Genomic DNA, 16,305 nt, shown 5'->3' with positions numbered 1-16,305 from the left:
TGCGCATCACGCCGACGCCGTTCCATTCGGATGCGCTGATCGCTGGACTGCAGGACGCGCTGGTCGAGACATGGGACGCGCTCGGCATTCCCTACGGCTCGGCAGGACGGCCCTCGGTCGCCAAAAGCGACCGGATCGTTCCGCTGCTGGTGCCCAAGTCAGGCGGCTGAAGCCCATTTGAAACGCTGTTCGACTGCCGGCCGACGCAAGTCGACTAGACAGTCCTCATCCATTTCGCCAGCCGGTGCGCGGCGTCCTCGACCTGGTCGAGGCGGCGATGGAAGCACAGCCTGAGGAAGGCTTCGCCGCCGGGGCCGAAGGCGGTGCCGGGTGCCAGGCCGACATTGGCCTTGTCGACGATGTCGAAGGCGGCGGCGCGGGAATCGGTGATGCCGTCGACGGCGAAGAACAGATAGAAGGCGCCCTGCGGCACGGTAAACCGAGCGCTGCCGGTGGCGCCGAGAATACCGCAGACCAGGTCGCGCGCTTTTCTCGCCCGCTCCACCTGTTCGGCGACGAAGCCATCGCCCTCGTCAAGAGCTGCGACCGCGCCGCGCTGCATGAACTGGGCAACGCCGGAATTCGAATACTGGATCAGGTTCTCGAACACCTGCTGCAGGCTCGGATGCGTCTTGATCCAGCCGACGCGCCAGCCGGTCATCGCCCAGTTCTTGGAAAAGGAGTTGACGAACAGGATGCGGTCTTCCTCCGTCGCGATGTCGAGGAAGGACGGCGCACGGCCATGGCCATAGTGGAACAGCGAATAGATCTCGTCGGCGATGATCCAGACGTTCCGGGCGCGCGCCAGGTCGAGGATCGCCTGCAAGGTCTCGTGATCGGCGGTCCAGCCGGTCGGGTTCGACGGCGTGTTGATGAACAGCGCCTTGGTGCGCGGCGTGATCGCCGCGGCGATCTTCTCGACGTCGCAGGACCAGCCATTGCCGGAATGATCGAGCGTGACGGGCACCGGAACGGCTCCCGACAGGGCGGCGGCGGCGTCGAAATTCGGCCAGGCCGGCGACAGATAGATCACCTCGTCGCCGGCGCCGGCGAGAGCGGTAAGGGACATCTGGATGGCATGCATGCCGGATCCGGTGACGATGAACTGCTCCTCCGGGAACGTCTTGCCGAAATGCCTGGCGTAGTATCGTGCCAGCGCCTGCCTGAGATCGGGGATGCCCCTCTGCCAGGTGTAGAACGTCTCGCCGCCGGCCAGCGCCTTCGACGCGGCATCGGTGATGAAGGCGGGTGTCGGCAGGTCGCCCTCGCCGGCCCATAACGGGATCAGGCCCTCGCGCAGGCGACCGTAGTTGACGACGGCGACAATGCCGCTTTCCGGTGCGGCGCGGGCTTCGGCGCGAAAGCTATCGATCAGGCTCATGGACAAATCCGTTTTCCCTTAGAGCAGTTCACTGTTTCATGGAAACGGCAAACCGCTCTAACTCTTTGTTTTAACGCAATTCCCCAGGGAAAGCGCTACGCGGTTTCCCTAGGAAACCCGTTTCACACTTTTCCTGGAATTGCTCTAGGCTTGCCGCTCTTTACCAGATACGAAAACAGAAAACCCCAGCCGCGAACGACCGGGGTTTTGGTCCAGCAATGGTCGGCTGAATTATCGTTTGGCGAGCAGATCGCGGATTTCGGTGAGGAGCGCGACATCGGCGGGGGGTGGTGCGGCCGGGGCAGCCGGCTTCTCGCGCTCGAGCCGCCGGCGCAGATTGTTCACCCCCTTGACCATCAGGAAGATGACAAAGGCGATGATCAGGAAGTTCAGCGCCACCGTGATGAAGCTGCCATAGGCAAAGACAGCGCCTTGCTTGCGCGCATCTTCAAGGTTTGTCGCAGTCACGTTGTGCGACAGGCCAATGAAGTAGTTGTTGAAATCGACCCCTCCGAGCGCGCCAATGAAAGGCATGATGACATCATCGACCAGCGAAGTGACGATCTTGCCGAAGGCCGCGCCGATGATGACGCCGACGGCCAAGTCCATCACGTTACCCTTGGAAATGAATTCCTGGAATTCTTTCAGCATTCGACCCTCCTTGTCATGACCGGCCGCGCTGCCGTTCCGTCCTTGCGGCATCGACCCGGCGACAACATAACAAAAACCTCCGGTTGCAACATGGGCAAAAAGGAGAAAGCAACCGCTTTCTCCCTCCCCTGCGTCAACCTCGAGAAATCACGCGCTTCATGCGCCCAAAGCCGCAATGGACTCCGGCGCCAAGCTGTGATTGCGTTCGGATAAGCCGGATAAAAAGACGGCAAAGGAGGAAATTCCAGGCGTGCAAGGCTTGTTCATCGTCATCATCGCGATCGCCTATGTGACGTTGCTGTTCGCCATCGCCAGCCTGGGCGACCGCCGCTCGGCCATCTCCGGGCCCGGTCGTGCGCGACCCTTCATCTATGCACTCAGCCTGGCGATCTATTGTACCTCGTGGACCTTCTTCGGCTCGGTCGGGCTCTCCTCCGAACGCGGGCTCGAATTCCTCGGCATCTATACCGGCCCGGTGCTGGTGTTCGTGTTCGGCTTTCCGCTGCTCAACCGCATCGTGCGGCTGGCCAAGACCGAGAAGATCACCTCGATCGCCGACTTCCTCGGCGCGCGCTACGGCAAAAGCTTCACCGTCGCGGCGATCGCCACGCTGATCGCCACCATCGGGGCGGTGCCCTATATCGCGCTGCAGCTGAAGGCGATTTCCGGTTCGGTCAGCCTGATGGTCGAGCACTATACGGGGTCGCCGCCCTCCTTCGATCCGTTCGTCAGCGACATATCGCTGGTCGTCGCCATGCTGCTGGCCTTGTTTGCCGTCTTGTTCGGCACCCGCCATGCCGACGCCACCGAACACCAGGACGGGCTGGTGCTGGCGGTGGCGGTCGAAACCGTCGTCAAGCTCGCCGCCTTCCTGGCGATCGGCCTGATGGTCACCTTCCTGATCTTCGGCGGCCCGGGCGACATGTTCGCCAAGCTGGCGCAGAATGCTCAGGTGCGCCAGGCGATGGGCTACAACACCTCGCTCGCCACCTGGCTGGTGCTGACTTGTCTGAGCGGCTTTGCCATCGTCATGCTGCCGCGGCAGTTCTACGTCACCATCGTCGAGAACCGCGGCGAGGCCGAGTTGCGTACCGCGACCTGGGTGTTTCCGCTCTACCTCGTGGCGATCAACCTGTTCGTGCTGCCGATCGCCTTTGCCGGCCTGTCGCTGGTCGGCACCGGCACCAGCAGCGATCTCTATGTGCTGTCGCTGCCCCTGTTCAGCGGCCACGACGTGCTGGCCATGGCCGCCTTCATCGGTGGGCTGTCGGCGGCAACGGCCATGGTGATCGTCGAAAGCGTGGCGCTGTCGATCATGATCTCCAACGACCTCGTCATTCCGCTGTTCGTGCGCCGCCTGCTCAAGACCTCGACCTCCGAGAACGAGGACTGGTCGACGCTGATCCTCAATGTGCGGCGCGGGGCGATCTTCATCCTGTTGTTCATCGCCTTCCTCTACTATCGCGAAAGCACCAACTCAGCGCGGCTGTCGTCGATCGGCCTGATGTCCTTCGCGGCCATCGCGCAGTTCGCGCCGGCGCTGATCGGCGGGTTGATCTGGCGCGGCGCCAATGGCAGGGGTGCCGCACTCGGCATGGTCGCCGGCATCATCGTCTGGGGCTACACGCTGCTCCTGCCCTCGCTTGTCGCGCCCGACACCGACATCGTCGTGCACGGGCTCTTCGGCTTCGAGGCGCTGCGCCCGCAAGCCCTGTTCGGTACCGTGGCCGAGCCGCTGAACCACGGCGTGTTGTGGAGCCTGTCGATCAACACGCTGTTTTTTGTCCTTGGCTCGCTGTCGCGCGCGTCGGTGCCGCTGGAGCGCATCCAGGCGTCGATCTTCGTGCCACGCGACGCCGGTCCGATGCCGAGCCTGCGCCGCTTCCGCACCGCCATCACCGTCAACGACCTCAAGGACGCGATCGCCCGCTACCTCGGCGTCGAGCGCACCGAGCGCTCTTTCCAGTCGTTCGAGAAGACCAACGGCACCTCGCTGCACGGCAAGGAGCAGGCGAGCATGGACGTCATCCGCTTCTCAGAGCAGCTGTTGGCCAGCGCCGTCGGCTCCTCCTCGGCGCGGCTGATCCTGTCGCTGCTGTTCCGGCGCCATGACCGTGAATCCAGGGATGCCTTCCGCCTGCTCGACGACGCCACCGAGGCGCTGCAGCACAACCGCGACCTCTTGCAGATCGCGCTCGACCAGATGGAACAGGGCATCACCGTCTTCGACCGCGATTTCCGGCTGATCTGCTGGAACCGCCAATACCGGGTGCTGTTCGACCTGCCCGACGAGATGGGCCAGGTCGGCGTCTCGCTCGATCAGATCCTGCGCCATCTCGCCGAGCGCGGCGACATCCCCGCCGACCAGCGCGTGACGACGCTCAACCGGCTGACCAGTTTCGTCAGCCCCTGGCAGATGGAACTGAAGACCAGCGGCCGCATCCTGGAACTGCGCTCCAATCCGATGCCGGATGGCGGCATCGTCGCCACCTATGCCGACATTTCCGGGCGCGTCGAACAGGATCTGGCGCTAAAGCGCGCCAATGAATCGCTGGAGCAGCGCGTGAAAACCCGCACCATCGAGCTGACTAGCGTCAACGAGGAGTTGACCCGGGTCAACGAGGAACTGGCGCAGGCGCAGATGCTGGCCGAGGAGGCCAATCTCGGCAAGACGCGCTTCCTCGCCGCCGCCGGCCACGATATCCTGCAGCCGCTGAACGCCGCCCGGCTCTATTGCTCCTCGCTGATCGAGAAGGCCGGCAAGGGCCCAGCAGGCAAGGCGGCGGTCAACATCGAATCCTCGCTGGAATCGGTCGAGACGATTCTCGGCGCCGTGCTCGACATCTCGCGCCTCGATGCCGGCGCGATGAAGCCGGACGATACCGCCTTCAACCTCGACGGTTTGCTGCGCCAGATCGGCAATGATTTTCGGCCAATGGCCGCCGAGAAAAAGCTCGGCCTGACGATCATGCCGTCTTCGCTAACGGTGGTGACCGATCGCAATCTGCTGCGCCGCCTGATCCAGAATCTGGTCTCGAACGCCATCAAGTACACGCGCAGGGGCCGCATCCTGGTCGGCGTGCGGCGGCGCGGCGAACTGGCGGAGATCCAGGTGATCGATACCGGCATCGGCATTGCCGGCGAGAAGCTGAACACGGTCTTCCATGAATTCACCCGGCTCGATGAAGGGGCGCGCGAAGCCGAAGGTCTCGGCCTTGGGCTCTCCATTGTCGACCGCATCGCCCGGGTGCTTCGGCTGGAAATCCGCATCTTCTCCAATCCGGGCAAGGGCACGCGCTTTTCCGTCATCCTGCCCGTCGCGGCGGTGCAGGAGCCGCGACGCGAGGTCGAAACCAAGGCTCCCGCCCGTGCCGCGGCTTCGCTCGCCGGGCTGCATGTGCTCTGCATCGACAACGACGCCCGCATCCTCGAGGGCATGCGGCTGCTGCTCGAAGGCTGGGGATGCAAGGTCGATACCGTGTCCGGCTCCCGGGATCTGGAGAAGGCCGCAATACATCGCCCGGATATCGTGCTTGCCGACTACCATCTCGACGGCGAAACCGGCCTCGACATCATCGCCCGACTGCGGGCGACCCATGGCAACGATCTGGCCGCCGTGCTGGTCACCGCCGACCGGTCCAACGAGGTGCGGGCGGCGGCAGGCGGGTTCGATATTGCGGTGATCAACAAGCCGCTGAAACCGGCGGTGCTGCGCTCGATGATGGCCAGGGTGAGGCCGCTGGCATCTGCCGCTGAGTGACGCCAACGGGCCGGCCGGCCACGGCTGGCTATCTCAAGCCCTGTGCCCCAGGCTCCTGAGGTAGGCGCAGAACATATCGGCTATGGCATCGGAATAGGTCTCGATCTCCGCCGGCATTCGCGGACTTGCGGAAAATTCCCGTCCCCCCGCACTGAGCATCGTTATGACCAGGTCGCCGGCCAAGGCTCGGGTGGCATCCGGGGCCTCTGGTAGTGTCTCCTGCATGAATATCTCGACCGTTCGCTGCGCCGAAGCCCTCGCCGCTTGCGCCTCGGGCGCGTCCCGATAAAGCGGTGCCGCGTCGTCGAGCGCGCCACGCACTGCCGCTTCTTCACATTCCGAGCGGACAAAGGCATGAACCAGGACGCGCAACCGTTCGAGGGGAGGCTTCTCGACCTCCTGGAGAATACGGCACAGCAGGTCGGTCGTTTGCTGCCATTCGTCGCTCTGCAGCCGGAACAGAAGCGCCGCCTTGTTGGGGAAATACTGATAGAGCGAGCCAACGCTGACCCCAGCCTTTTCCGCCACCCGCGTGGTGGTGAAACGCTGCGCGCCTTCCTTCTCCAAAACCTGAACAGCAGCTTGCAAAATCGCCGCGACAAGGTCCGTGGCACGAGCCTGTTTGGGCTGTTTTCGTGAGGAAATCGAAGGGCTTGGGCGTCCGGTCATGTCGCGGCTCGGCAATGCGAATTGGAAACCTGAAGGATTATTCGTATTTTTCGGCACAACACAAGCACGCAGCCATTTCGACCGGAGACTTTCATGACGACGCTGACCAATGTCCCGCTGGCCCCGCTGCTCGCCCGCCTGTTCGAAGAAGCCAATGCCGCGACCAGTCCGGCGGTGGCCGCACTCTCGCACGAGGAACGGGCGCGCCTGCTCAACAGCAAGACCGAATATCTCGATTTCTACGGACGGTTGAAGGACCTCTGGCTGGCGATCTCGCCGGAGACCGGCACGCTGCTCTACATGCTGGCGCGCAGCAGCGGGGCGCGCATCATCATCGAATTCGGCACCTCGTTCGGCATCTCGACGCTCTATCTTGCCGCGGCGCTGCGCGATAATGGCGGCGGTCGCCTGATCACCACCGAATTCGAGCCGTCCAAGGCGATGCGGGCCAAGGCCAATCTGGTCGAGGGCGGCCTCATCGACCTGGTTGAGATCCGCGAAGGCGACGCGCTTGAAACGCTGAGCGCCGACCTGCCCGAAACGATCGACCTCTTGCTGCTCGACGGCGCCAAGGCGATCTATCCGGAGATCCTCAGCCTGGTCGAGAGCCGCTTGCGGCCAGGCGCGCTGGTCATCGCCGACAATGCCGATTTCTCGCCTGAATATCTGGAACGGGTGCGCTCGCCGGCATCGGGCTACATGTCCACGCCGTTCGGCGAGGACGTCGAACTGTCGGTGCGGCTCGGCTGAAGCCGGCCCCATCGCCGTCTGGGATTCTACCACGCGGCTCAAACCTCCCTGTCGCTCCAGGGCGACCGTAGGCGTTCACGTCAATCAACGCGCGAACCCCGGGCCGTCGACCAAAGTCAGGCCACCATGCGCAGGTGACGTCATGATCAACATGCTTCCTTCCTCATAGCCGACCGCGTCGGCCGGCGGCCGGTGCTGATTGCATCCTCGCTCGGCGTCGGCACCGGCTTCCTGGCCCTGTTCTTTGTGCACGGCGTCGCCGTTACCGCGATCGTTCTGCTTGCGACCGGCATATGCGAATCGGTGCTTCATCCGACGATCTTGACCGCGATCGCCGACGTGACCCCGCCATCCGCCCATCCGCGCTGGTTCAGCCTGGCGCGCGTGAGTTCGAGCGTCGGGCAGATTCTCGGGCCGGCCTGCGGCGCCCTGCTTGCGCTCGTATCGCTACGCAGCGTTTTCCTCGCCGGCGGCACGATACTTGTGCTGGGCGGGATCGTGATGCTCTTCGCCCTGAACGAGACGAGCGGCATTGGCCGCGCCGCCGGCGACGATCGCCTCGACGGTGGGGACGATGAAGAGGAAGGGCTGTCCGCGCTGCTGCCGGCGTTCCGCGACGGCCGGCTGGCGAAGCTGCTGCTCTGGGTCATGCTGTTCGAGGTCGCCGGCAACTGGATCGAGGCGGTGATCCCGCTCTATGCGCAGGATGCCGCGACGCTGACGCCATCCGGCGTCGGCGCACTGTTCGCCTATGCCGCCGCGCTGACGGTCGGCCTGCAGATGCTGGTCAGCCGCCTGGTCGAGGTGCGATCCGCTCTCTGGTTGACGGTCGGTGCCGGCCTGGCGACGATCCTCGCCTTTGCACTGCTCGCCGCCTCGCCGGCGATGCTGACGCTGATCGGAGCCGTCAGCCTGTGCTCGATCGCGCAGATGCTGGTCGGGCCATTGGTGCCGACCGCCGTCAATGCGTTGGCGCCGCCCGCGCGACGCGCCTCCTACATGGCGGCCTCGTCGGTGGCGGTCGACCTCAAGGACTCGCTTGGGCCATCGATCGGCACGGCGCTCTACGCGCAGGCGCCACGCCTGCCCTGGATCGCCGGCATCCCGCTGGTGGCGATCGCATCGCTCGGCCTTGGCGCCGCGATAGGCCGTGCGCGGCGCCCTTCGCGGCCGACCGAGGATGATGCCACGCCGCAACTGGGCTCAGCCGTCGAAAACTATCGCTGAGATAGTCGTTCGACATCATCGCGCAGACACGGGTCGGAAACCTCAGACGGGGTTGTCGACCATCTGCGAACTGCGGAACCGGGGCCTCGCGCCGTTGGCCGCCGCGGACGGACGATGCTCGCGAAACGCCATGGCAAGGGTGCGCAACGCATCACGCGATTGAGCGTCCGAGAGCGTGGACAAAAGCATGATCTCCGACGCCGGCAACGGCGGCAGGCCGAATTTGCGGCTGACCTCGATGGTGCCGGGCGGAACCAGGCGAGACGAGAAGGCCCCGGCTGCGAGGCCGGCGGAAACGGCCTCGGCAACGGCGAAGGATCCGCAGCCGAGGAAAACCTGCGTCCACGGTATTCCAACCGCATCGAGCGTGCCGGTGATGACGTCGCGGATGCTGCAGGATGGGGCGGAGGCGGCCAGCCGCAGTGGCTCGCCGGCGCGGTAGACGAAATCCGGCGTGGCGTACCAGCCGAAATGTTCGGGCGCCAGCACCTCACCATCGCGGCGGTCGTTCTCGCGCCGGACGATCGCGGCATCGAGCTCGCCGCGATCGAACGCAGCAATCAACTCGCGTGTATCGTCAAGCCGCACCTCGATGGTCAAGGCCGGATCATGCGCATTGAGGCGTGCCAGCAAGGTCGGCACTTCGGCACCGCCGACATGGGTGGCAATGCCCAGCCGAAAATGGCGGCGAACAGCAGCGAGACTGGCGACGGCACGGTCGTGCGCGGCGAGCAGCTCGCGCGCCGGTTCGAGGAACACCGCACCACGCGCTGAAAGGCGCACCAGTCGCGGCGTCCGCTCGATCAGCTTCTGCCCCACCCGATCCTCCAACCGCTTCAGCTTGACGCTGATTGCGCCTTGCGTGCTGCCAAGCGCCTCGGCCGCGCGCGTAAAACTGCGCAACTCGGCGACGGCGACGAAAGCTTTCACCGCATCTACGTCCAGCGTCATGTCAGTTATCTCGCTTTGTTGTCTCTGAAATAGCCAACCATGCAATTCTAAAATGATCAAGCCTGCCCTAGTCTGGCTTGGCGTGGCGGCCGTCATACCGGTTCGTCCTGCCCAAGAAGTCGAAAGGTTTGATCATGCCCACTGCCCTGACCCGTCGAGGCATCGTCGTTCTGTCCGCCGCATGCCTGGCGTGCCTGACGTTCGGGCTGGAGATTTCGAGCATTCCCACCATCCTGCCGACATTGGAGCAAGAGCTGCATGCCGACTTCAGGCAATTGCAATGGGTGATGAACGCTTACACGATCGCGGTCACCACCGTGCTGATGGCGGTCGGCACCATCGCGGACCGCTACGGACGCAAGCGCGTCTTCCTGGTCTCCATCGCCGCCTTCGGCCTGACGTCGCTGATCTGCGGCCTGGCGGACGATGTATCGACCTTGATCGTCGCCAGGTTCCTGCAGGGTTTGAGCGGCGGCGCGATGCTGATCTGCCAGCTCGCCGTGCTGTCGCACGAATTCAGGGAAGGGCGTGAGCGCGCCGTCGCCTGGGGCTGGTGGGGCGTGATCTTCGGTGTCGGCCTCGGCTTCGGACCCATCATCGGCGGTGGCATCGTCGCGGTCTCGAGCTGGGAATGGGTGTTCCTCATCCACGTGCCGGCAACCGCCGTGGCGTTCGTGCTGGCCTGGACCGGCGTCCACGAATCGAAGGATCCGGAGGCGGGCAAGCTCGACCTTGCGGGCATCGTGACGCTGTCGCCGTCGGTCTTCTGCCTGGTCTTCTATATCACCCAGGGACCGGATCTCGGCTTCGCCAGTCCGGCCGCGCTGACGATCCTCGGCCTCTCGATCGCGAGCTTCATCGCCTTCTTCATCGCCGAGCGGGTCAGCAAGCGGCCCATGTTCGACTTCTCGGTCTTCCGGATCCGGCCCTTTTCGGGCGCCATCGTCGGTTCGGCGGCGATGAACCTCTCCTATTGGCCTTTCATGATCTACCTGCCGATCTGGTTTCATGCCGGACTGGGCTATGACAGCGTCTCGACCGGTCTTGCCTTGCTTGCCTACACGCTGCCGACGCTCGTCATGCCGCCCCTGGCGGAGCGGCTTTCGCTGCGCTACCAGCCCGGCATCATCATTCCGGCCGGGCTTGCCATCATCGGCGTCGGTTTCATCCTGATGAAGTTCGGCAGCGCCGCCGCGCGGCCTGACTGGTTGACGATGTTGCCCGGCTGCCTGATCGCCGGAGCCGGTCTTGGCATCACCAACACGCCCGTCACCAACACCACGACGGGCTCCGTTTCGAGCGACCGGGCGGGCATGGCCTCGGGCATCGACATGAGCGCCCGCATGGTTTCGCTGGCGGTGAACATAGCGGTGATGGGCTTCATCCTGGCAAGCGGCGTGCTGGCGCATCTGAGCACAGCACTGCCCGACCTCGACCCCAGCCAGCTGCGTCACTTCGCCGGCGGGATCGCTGCCGGAAATCCCAACCCCGGTCTTGCCGATTCCGTTGTCCACAATGCACTGCGCAACGGCTTTGGCTGGGTGATGCTCTATGGCGGCATCGGCGTCTGGATGATGGCCGCCATCAGTTTCGTGAGCTTCAACGCCCGACCTGTGCGGACGGAGGTTCAGTGTCCCGATTGAACGGGCGACGCAGACGCTCAGCTGTTGGTCTGCAACGGGTCGGTGCCGATCTTGGACAGAAGGATCACCGCCTGGGTGCGGCTGTCGACGCCGAGCTTCTGCAGGATGGCCGAGACATGCGCCTTGATGGTCGCCTCGGAAACGCCGAGCTCATAGGCGATCTGCTTGTTGAGCAAGCCTTCGGCCAGCATGCCGAGCACGCGGGTCTGCTGCGGCGTCAGCGCCTGCAGCCGCTTGATCAGGTCCGATATTTCGGGATCGCGCTCGACACCGAGATCGACGCCGACGGGCGCGGCGATGTCGCCGGCCAGCACCGATTGCACGGCGTTGCGGATCTCCTCCATGCTGGCCGATTTGGAGATGAAGCCGGATGCGCCGAGATCGAGCGCCCGCCTGATGGTCGTCGGATCGTCATGCGCCGAGACCACGATCAGCGGTACCGCAGGATGAATGCCGCGCAGCGAGACCAGGCCGGAGAGGCCGCTGGCGCCCGGCATCGACAAATCGAGCAGCACCAGATCGACATCCTCATTGGCCACGACCAATGCCTTGGCGCTTTCGAAATCGCCGGCCTCGTGGATGGCGGCGACATTGCCGATGCCGGCAAGCGCCTCGCGCAGCGCGCCGCGAAACAGCGGGTGATCGTCGGCGATGACGAAAGAATAGCCTGACGGCAAATGTTCCTCCCCGAATCCCGTCGATGATTTTTAAGCTTTTCGGGACCAGTCGGACGATTATGAGGGGCAGCGCGCGGTTTTCAAGCGGCAAAACCAGCGCGCCGCGTTTTCCCTACTTCGCAAGATCAAAGTGCTACAGCGTCCTTTGCGCGTCCAAAAGGACGCGCGGCGCTGCCGGAAGCTCAGGTCTTCTGCGAGTTGAGCTGGGCGCCGCCGCCATTGTCCTTGTCCATATCCTTGACGATGCCCATGAAGCCGCGCAGGAAGCGCTCCATATAGCTCATCGTCTTGTTGAAATCCTCCTCGCTCGGCAGTTTCGATTCGAGGCGGACGGAGAGCGAATTCTCCAGCTTGGTGACGCGCTCGTCCATTGCCTTCATCGAGGTCTGCAGGCGGTCGATTTCGTCCTGGAACGCGGCGCGTTCGTCGGCCGCCACCTTGCAGACGAGCTGACCCGAGCGTTCCTCGCAGATCGACATCGCACCGGTCTGCGTGTCCATGCGGACATAGCCGTTGGCGGATTTTTCCAGCCGGTAGCGGTCGGTCTCTTCCGAATAAGCAGATACCGCGACCAGTGAAACCAGCGCGGCGGGGATCAAGATGTGTTGCAGACGCATGTTGTCCTCCATGGCCAAGGCTTGAAATATCGCATGTTTGCGCCGGAAATGGCGAAGACCTTTGGCGTGGTCTTCCCCGCACGACTGGTTCGGACTATAGCGCAACCATGTCTCAGTTTATCTACAAGATAACCCCGCAAGCGCTTTGGCGCGAGGCCGAAGCCAGTGGCCGCTTCACCGGCGCGCCGATCGACGTCGCCGACGGCTTCATACATTTCTCCACGGCGGCGCAGGTCCGGGAAACCGCGGCAAGGCATTTTTCCGGCCAGACAGACCTTCTGCTGGTCGCCGTCGACGAAGTCAGCCTGGGCGACGCCCTGAAATACGAGGTTTCACGCGGCGGCGCGCTGTTTCCGCATCTTTACGGTGTGCTGGAGCTGGATACCGTCAAATGGGTGCGGCCGCTGCCGCTCGGTGCCGACGGTACGCATCAATTCCCGCCGTTGGAGGGCCAATGAGCGTGCTCGACCGGCTCGGCCAGAAGCTGCTGTTCACCTTCGATCCTGAAACCGCGCACGGCCTGTCGATCGCAGCGCTGCGCTGCGGCCTGCCGGCCGGCGTGCGGACGGTGCGCGACATCAGGCTGAAGGTCAGCCTTTGCGGCCTCGATTTCCCCAACCCGCTCGGCATGGCGGCCGGATACGACAAGAATGCCGAGGTGCCCGACGCACTGCTTAGCCTTGGCTTCGGCTTTGCCGAGGTCGGCACCGTCACGCCGCTGTCGCAGGCCGGCAATCCGAAGCCGCGCATCTTCCGGCTGACGGCGGATGAAGCCGTGATCAACCGGCTGGGCTTCAACAATGAAGGTCATGCGGCGGCTGAAAGACGCCTTGCCGCGCGCAAGGGACGTTCCGGCATTGTCGGCGTCAACATCGGCGCCAACAAGGACAGCGCCGATCGCATCGGCGACTATGAGCGCGGCGTCACCCGCTTTGCCCCCTATGCCAGCTACCTCACGGTCAACATCTCCTCGCCCAACACGCCCGGCCTGCGCAACATGCAAGCACGCGAGCAGCTCGGCGAACTCTTGTCGCGTTTCATGGCCGCGCGTGCGTCAGCCGCAGCCCAGCCGCCCATTTTCCTCAAGATCGCGCCGGATCTGGTCGAGGCCGAGCTGGAGGATATCGCCGCCGAGGTTATTGAAAAACGGATCGACGGCATCATCGTCTCCAACACCACCATTTCGCGGCCGCCGCTGCGCAGCGGCGACGTCGCACGCGAAACCGGCGGGCTTTCGGGAAAACCGCTGTTCGAACGCTCGACCACCGTGCTGGCGAAGATGCGCAAGCTGCTCGGGCCGGGCATCGCCATCATCGGGGTCGGCGGCGTCGATTCCGCCGAGACCACGCTGGAGAAAATCCGCGCCGGAGCCGATCTGGTGCAGCTCTACACCGGCATGATCTATGCCGGACCCGCGCTGCCGGGCCGTATCGTCGCCGGCATGGCACGCTTTTGCGAGGCGGAGCGGTTGAAGTCCATTGGCGAATTGCGCGACAGCCACCTCGATCGGTGGGCGTCCAAGCCGCTCAGCTGAACGCCGTCCGCACCCGCAGCCGCAAAATGGTCAGCAGGCTGAAACCGCGCGCCAGCAGGAAAACGTGCAGCGCCGCCCACAGGCCATGATTGCCGAAGGCAGGCGCCAGCGTCAGCAGCGCGACGGCAAAGACCAGGAACGACAGCAACATCATGTTGCGCATGTCGCGCGACCAGGTTGCGCCGATGAAGACGCCATCCATCTGGAACGCCAGCACGCCGCTCAGCGCGGTGAACGCCGCCCAGGGCAAATAGATGTCGGCCACGGAGCGCACCTCCTGCGAGGTTGTGACGATGGCGACCAGATTGGCGCCTGCCGACAGCAGCACCAGGGTCGCGGCGCCGGCCAGCCCTAACCCCCAGAACAGGGTCAGCCGCACCGCCTGCCGGAAGGGCTGTTCGGCGCGCGCGCCGACGGCGCGGCCCGCGAGCTGCTCGGCCGCGGTGGCAAATCCGTCGAGGAAATAGCCGGCGACAAGGAAGAAGTTCATCAACACCGCGTTGGCGGCCAACGTCACCGTGCCGAACTGCGCGCCCTGGCGGGTGAACAGTGCGAAGGCGGCAAGCAGCGAGAACGAGCGGATCATGATATCGCGGTTGAGCGACAGCATGCGCAGGAAGGCGGCCATGTCGAGCAGCCGATGGCGCGGCAAGGGCGAGGTCGCGCGGAAGCGGCGGACCACGATGGCGAGGCCCAGCAGCATGGCCAGGAATTCGCCCGTGACGGTCGCCCAGGCGACGCCGGCAACGCCCCAGCCAAGCTCCAGGCCAAGCAGGAAGCAGAGCGCGATGTTGATGCCGTTGAGCACCAGTTGCAGCACAAGGCCGAGCCCGCCCTCGCCACGCCCCAACACATAGCCGAGAATGGCGTAGTTGATCAGCGAGAACGGTGCGGCAAGCAGCCTGATCCTGATGTAGACGCCCATCGCTTCGCTGACGCGCGGTTCGGCGCCCATGAACCATTGGCCTGCGATAGCGATCAGCGGCGAAAGCGCCGCCAGCACGATGCCGGCAACGACCGCGATCAGCACGGCGCGCCAGAACACCGCCTGTTCCTCCAGCGCGTCGCCACGCCCGAAAGCCTGGGCAACGAGGCCGGTGGTGCCAGAACGCAGGAAATTGAAGCTGGTGAAGACGACGTCGAAAACGAGCGCGCCCGCCGCAAGGCCGCCGAGAAGAGCCGCGTCGCCGAACTGGCCGACAACAGCTGTGTCGACCAGGCCGAGCATCGGCGTGGTCAAATAGGCGAGTGTCATTGGCACCGCTATGGCGAGCACGGAACGGTTGGTGACGACAAAAGATCTGGCGTCGACTGGAGTTGCGCCCTTGTCCAAGGGATTGCTGCCTTGCTGATTTGCGGCTTGATCGAAGAGCCGATGTGCCCCATTTTCCGGCCACCGCGCAATCATTCTTCCCGCGATGGCCAACCGAAATCCCGGTCTGGCGCGAAGCCGCCGGATTCTGTTCATGCCCCTGCAGATCGTCCACCACCCCGACTACGACGCCGGCTTTGCCACCAACCATCGCTTCCCGATGAGCAAGTACCCGCTGCTGATGGAGGCTTTGCGCGCACGCGGCCTGGCCAGGCCTGAAGCGCTCAACACGGCTGAGCCGGCGCCTGCATCATGGTTGAAGCTTGCCCATGCCGCCGACTATGTCGACCAGGTCATCAGCTGTTCGGTGCCGGAAAAAATCGAACGCGAGATCGGCTTTCCGGTCGGCCCCCGCGTTTCGCTGCGCGCGCAGCTTGCCACCGGCGGCACGATGCTGGCGGCGCGGCTCGCCTTGCGCCATGGCATCGCCTGCAACACCGCGGGCGGCAGCCATCATGCGCGGCGCGCGCAAGGCGCCGGCTTCTGCACCTTCAACGACGTTGCCGTGGCCTCGCTGGTGCTGCTCGGCGAGGGTGCCGCGCAAAACATCCTGGTCGTCGATCTCGACGTGCATCAGGGCGATGGCACCGCGGACATTCTGGGAGACGAGCCAGGCGTGTTCACCTTCTCCATGCATGGCGAGCGCAACTATCCCGTGCGCAAGATCGCCTCCGATCTCGACATCGCGCTTCCCGACGGCACGGGCGATGCCGGCTATCTCCGGAGGCTGGCCACGATCCTGCCGGAGCTGTCGGCCCGGGCGCGCTGGGACATCGTTTTCTACAACGCCGGCGTCGACGTCCACGCCGAGGACCGGCTTGGCAGGCTGGCGCTTTCCAATGACGGCCTGCGCGCCCGCGACGAGATGGTCATCGGCCATTTTCGTGCGCTCGGCATTCCGGTCTGCGGCGTCATCGGCGGCGGCTATTCCACTGATGTGCCGGCCCTTGCCGCACGGCACGCCATCCTGTTCGAGGTTGCCTCGGCCTGCGCCTAGAGCAGTTCACCGTTTTACGGAAACGGCGAACCGCTCTAACTCTTTGTTTTGACGCAATTCCCAAGGGAAAGCGCTA

The 16,305-nt window shown here is 64.4% G+C and carries 14 protein-coding genes and 1 pseudogene; 8 read left to right on the top strand and 7 right to left on the bottom strand.

Features of this window, described 5'->3' with window-relative positions; all coding sequences use genetic code 11:
- Positions 1 to 170, top strand: a pseudogene (locus AB4Z43_RS20625) (5-aminolevulinate synthase); the annotation flags it as partial.
- A gap of 44 nt (positions 171 to 214) precedes the next feature.
- On the opposite strand, the gene AB4Z43_RS20620 reads toward AB4Z43_RS20625, so the two are convergent.
- On the bottom strand, positions 215 to 1,381 hold the full coding sequence (locus AB4Z43_RS20620) for a pyridoxal phosphate-dependent aminotransferase (protein ID WP_441938824.1): 1,167 nt from the start codon (positions 1,379 to 1,381) through the stop codon (positions 215 to 217).
- 231 nt (positions 1,382 to 1,612) lie between these two features.
- A complete protein-coding gene (mscL, locus tag AB4Z43_RS20615; protein ID WP_027047745.1) occupies positions 1,613 to 2,032 on the bottom strand; it encodes a large conductance mechanosensitive channel protein MscL in 420 nt (139 codons plus the stop codon).
- Positions 2,033 to 2,282: 250 nt separating this feature from the next.
- Between mscL and AB4Z43_RS20610 the strand changes: the two genes are divergently transcribed.
- The gene (locus AB4Z43_RS20610) at positions 2,283 to 5,792 is read left to right on the top strand and encodes a PAS domain-containing hybrid sensor histidine kinase/response regulator (RefSeq protein WP_441938823.1); all 3,510 of its coding nucleotides are present in this window, start codon (positions 2,283 to 2,285) and stop codon (positions 5,790 to 5,792) included.
- Positions 5,793 to 5,825: 33 nt separating this feature from the next.
- On the opposite strand, the gene AB4Z43_RS20605 is transcribed toward AB4Z43_RS20610, so the two are convergent.
- Positions 5,826 to 6,461 (bottom strand): TetR family transcriptional regulator, encoded by a 636-nt coding sequence (locus tag AB4Z43_RS20605; protein ID WP_441938822.1) that lies wholly within the window; start codon positions 6,459 to 6,461, stop codon positions 5,826 to 5,828.
- 93 nt (positions 6,462 to 6,554) lie between these two features.
- Here AB4Z43_RS20605 and AB4Z43_RS20600 point away from each other — a divergent pair, with 93 nt between their 5' ends.
- Both AB4Z43_RS20600 and AB4Z43_RS20595 read left to right on the top strand, forming a co-directional pair.
- A complete protein-coding gene (locus tag AB4Z43_RS20600) occupies positions 6,555 to 7,211 on the top strand; it encodes an O-methyltransferase (RefSeq protein WP_441938821.1) in 657 nt (218 codons plus the stop codon).
- Between the two features lie 165 nt (positions 7,212 to 7,376).
- On the top strand, positions 7,377 to 8,438 hold the full coding sequence (locus tag AB4Z43_RS20595; RefSeq protein ID WP_441938829.1) for an MFS transporter: 1,062 nt from the start codon (positions 7,377 to 7,379) through the stop codon (positions 8,436 to 8,438).
- Positions 8,439 to 8,480: 42 nt separating this feature from the next.
- Here AB4Z43_RS20595 and AB4Z43_RS20590 read toward each other — a convergent pair whose 3' ends face one another.
- A complete protein-coding gene (locus tag AB4Z43_RS20590) occupies positions 8,481 to 9,389 on the bottom strand; it encodes a LysR family transcriptional regulator (RefSeq protein ID WP_019863168.1) in 909 nt (302 codons plus the stop codon).
- A 134-nt stretch (positions 9,390 to 9,523) separates the two neighbouring features.
- Here AB4Z43_RS20590 and AB4Z43_RS20585 point away from each other — a divergent pair, with 134 nt between their 5' ends.
- Positions 9,524 to 11,032 carry an MFS transporter gene (locus AB4Z43_RS20585; protein WP_441938820.1) on the top strand — a complete coding sequence of 503 codons (1,509 nt, stop codon included), beginning with the start codon at positions 9,524 to 9,526 and terminating at the stop codon, positions 11,030 to 11,032.
- Positions 11,033 to 11,049: 17 nt separating this feature from the next.
- Here AB4Z43_RS20585 and AB4Z43_RS20580 read toward each other — a convergent pair whose 3' ends face one another.
- A complete protein-coding gene (locus tag AB4Z43_RS20580) occupies positions 11,050 to 11,709 on the bottom strand; it encodes a response regulator transcription factor (RefSeq protein WP_441938819.1) in 660 nt (219 codons plus the stop codon).
- A gap of 182 nt (positions 11,710 to 11,891) precedes the next feature.
- Positions 11,892 to 12,326, bottom strand: a complete 435-nt coding sequence (locus tag AB4Z43_RS20575) for a hypothetical protein (RefSeq protein WP_441938818.1) — start codon at positions 12,324 to 12,326, stop codon at positions 11,892 to 11,894.
- A gap of 107 nt (positions 12,327 to 12,433) precedes the next feature.
- Between AB4Z43_RS20575 and AB4Z43_RS20570 the strand changes: the two genes are divergently transcribed.
- Positions 12,434 to 12,784: a DUF952 domain-containing protein gene (locus AB4Z43_RS20570; protein ID WP_038644484.1), complete on the top strand. Its 351-nt coding sequence runs from the start codon at positions 12,434 to 12,436 to the stop codon at positions 12,782 to 12,784.
- A complete protein-coding gene (locus tag AB4Z43_RS20565; RefSeq protein WP_441938817.1) occupies positions 12,781 to 13,860 on the top strand; it encodes a quinone-dependent dihydroorotate dehydrogenase in 1,080 nt (359 codons plus the stop codon). The genes AB4Z43_RS20570 and AB4Z43_RS20565 overlap by 4 nt, the downstream gene beginning before the upstream one ends.
- On the opposite strand, the gene AB4Z43_RS20560 is transcribed toward AB4Z43_RS20565, so the two are convergent.
- Positions 13,853 to 15,193, bottom strand: a complete 1,341-nt coding sequence (locus tag AB4Z43_RS20560) for an MATE family efflux transporter (protein ID WP_027047741.1) — start codon at positions 15,191 to 15,193, stop codon at positions 13,853 to 13,855. The genes AB4Z43_RS20565 and AB4Z43_RS20560 overlap by 8 nt on opposite strands.
- A gap of 133 nt (positions 15,194 to 15,326) precedes the next feature.
- Between AB4Z43_RS20560 and AB4Z43_RS20555 the strand changes: the two genes are divergently transcribed.
- Positions 15,327 to 16,229, top strand: coding sequence for a histone deacetylase family protein (locus AB4Z43_RS20555; protein ID WP_027047740.1), 903 nt, complete (start codon positions 15,327 to 15,329; stop codon positions 16,227 to 16,229).
- The last annotated feature ends 76 nt before the right edge of the window (positions 16,230 to 16,305 follow it).

This window comes from Mesorhizobium sp. 2RAF45 (assembly GCF_052115225.1).
In the GTDB taxonomy this organism is placed as follows: domain Bacteria; phylum Pseudomonadota; class Alphaproteobacteria; order Rhizobiales; family Rhizobiaceae; genus Mesorhizobium; species Mesorhizobium jarvisii.
This window is presented reverse-complemented; position numbering and strand designations above follow the sequence as displayed.

What these genes read in the sequence shown, in the direction of transcription:
- AB4Z43_RS20620 (WP_441938824.1), bottom strand. Translation starts at nt 1,381, where the DNA reads ATGAGCCTGATCGATAGCTTTCGCGCCGAAGCCCGCGCCGCACCGGAA.
- mscL (WP_027047745.1), bottom strand. Translation starts at nt 2,032, where the DNA reads ATGCTGAAAGAATTCCAGGAATTCATTTCCAAGGGTAACGTGATGGAC.
- AB4Z43_RS20605 (WP_441938822.1), bottom strand. Translation starts at nt 6,461, where the DNA reads ATGACCGGACGCCCAAGCCCTTCGATTTCCTCACGAAAACAGCCCAAA.
- AB4Z43_RS20600 (WP_441938821.1), top strand. Translation starts at nt 6,555, where the DNA reads ATGACGACGCTGACCAATGTCCCGCTGGCCCCGCTGCTCGCCCGCCTG.
- AB4Z43_RS20590 (WP_019863168.1), bottom strand. Translation starts at nt 9,389, where the DNA reads ATGACGCTGGACGTAGATGCGGTGAAAGCTTTCGTCGCCGTCGCCGAG.
- AB4Z43_RS20585 (WP_441938820.1), top strand. Translation starts at nt 9,524, where the DNA reads ATGCCCACTGCCCTGACCCGTCGAGGCATCGTCGTTCTGTCCGCCGCA.
- AB4Z43_RS20575 (WP_441938818.1), bottom strand. Translation starts at nt 12,326, where the DNA reads ATGCGTCTGCAACACATCTTGATCCCCGCCGCGCTGGTTTCACTGGTC.
- AB4Z43_RS20570 (WP_038644484.1), top strand. Translation starts at nt 12,434, where the DNA reads ATGTCTCAGTTTATCTACAAGATAACCCCGCAAGCGCTTTGGCGCGAG.
- AB4Z43_RS20565 (WP_441938817.1), top strand. Translation starts at nt 12,781, where the DNA reads ATGAGCGTGCTCGACCGGCTCGGCCAGAAGCTGCTGTTCACCTTCGAT.
- AB4Z43_RS20555 (WP_027047740.1), top strand. Translation starts at nt 15,327, where the DNA reads ATGCCCCTGCAGATCGTCCACCACCCCGACTACGACGCCGGCTTTGCC.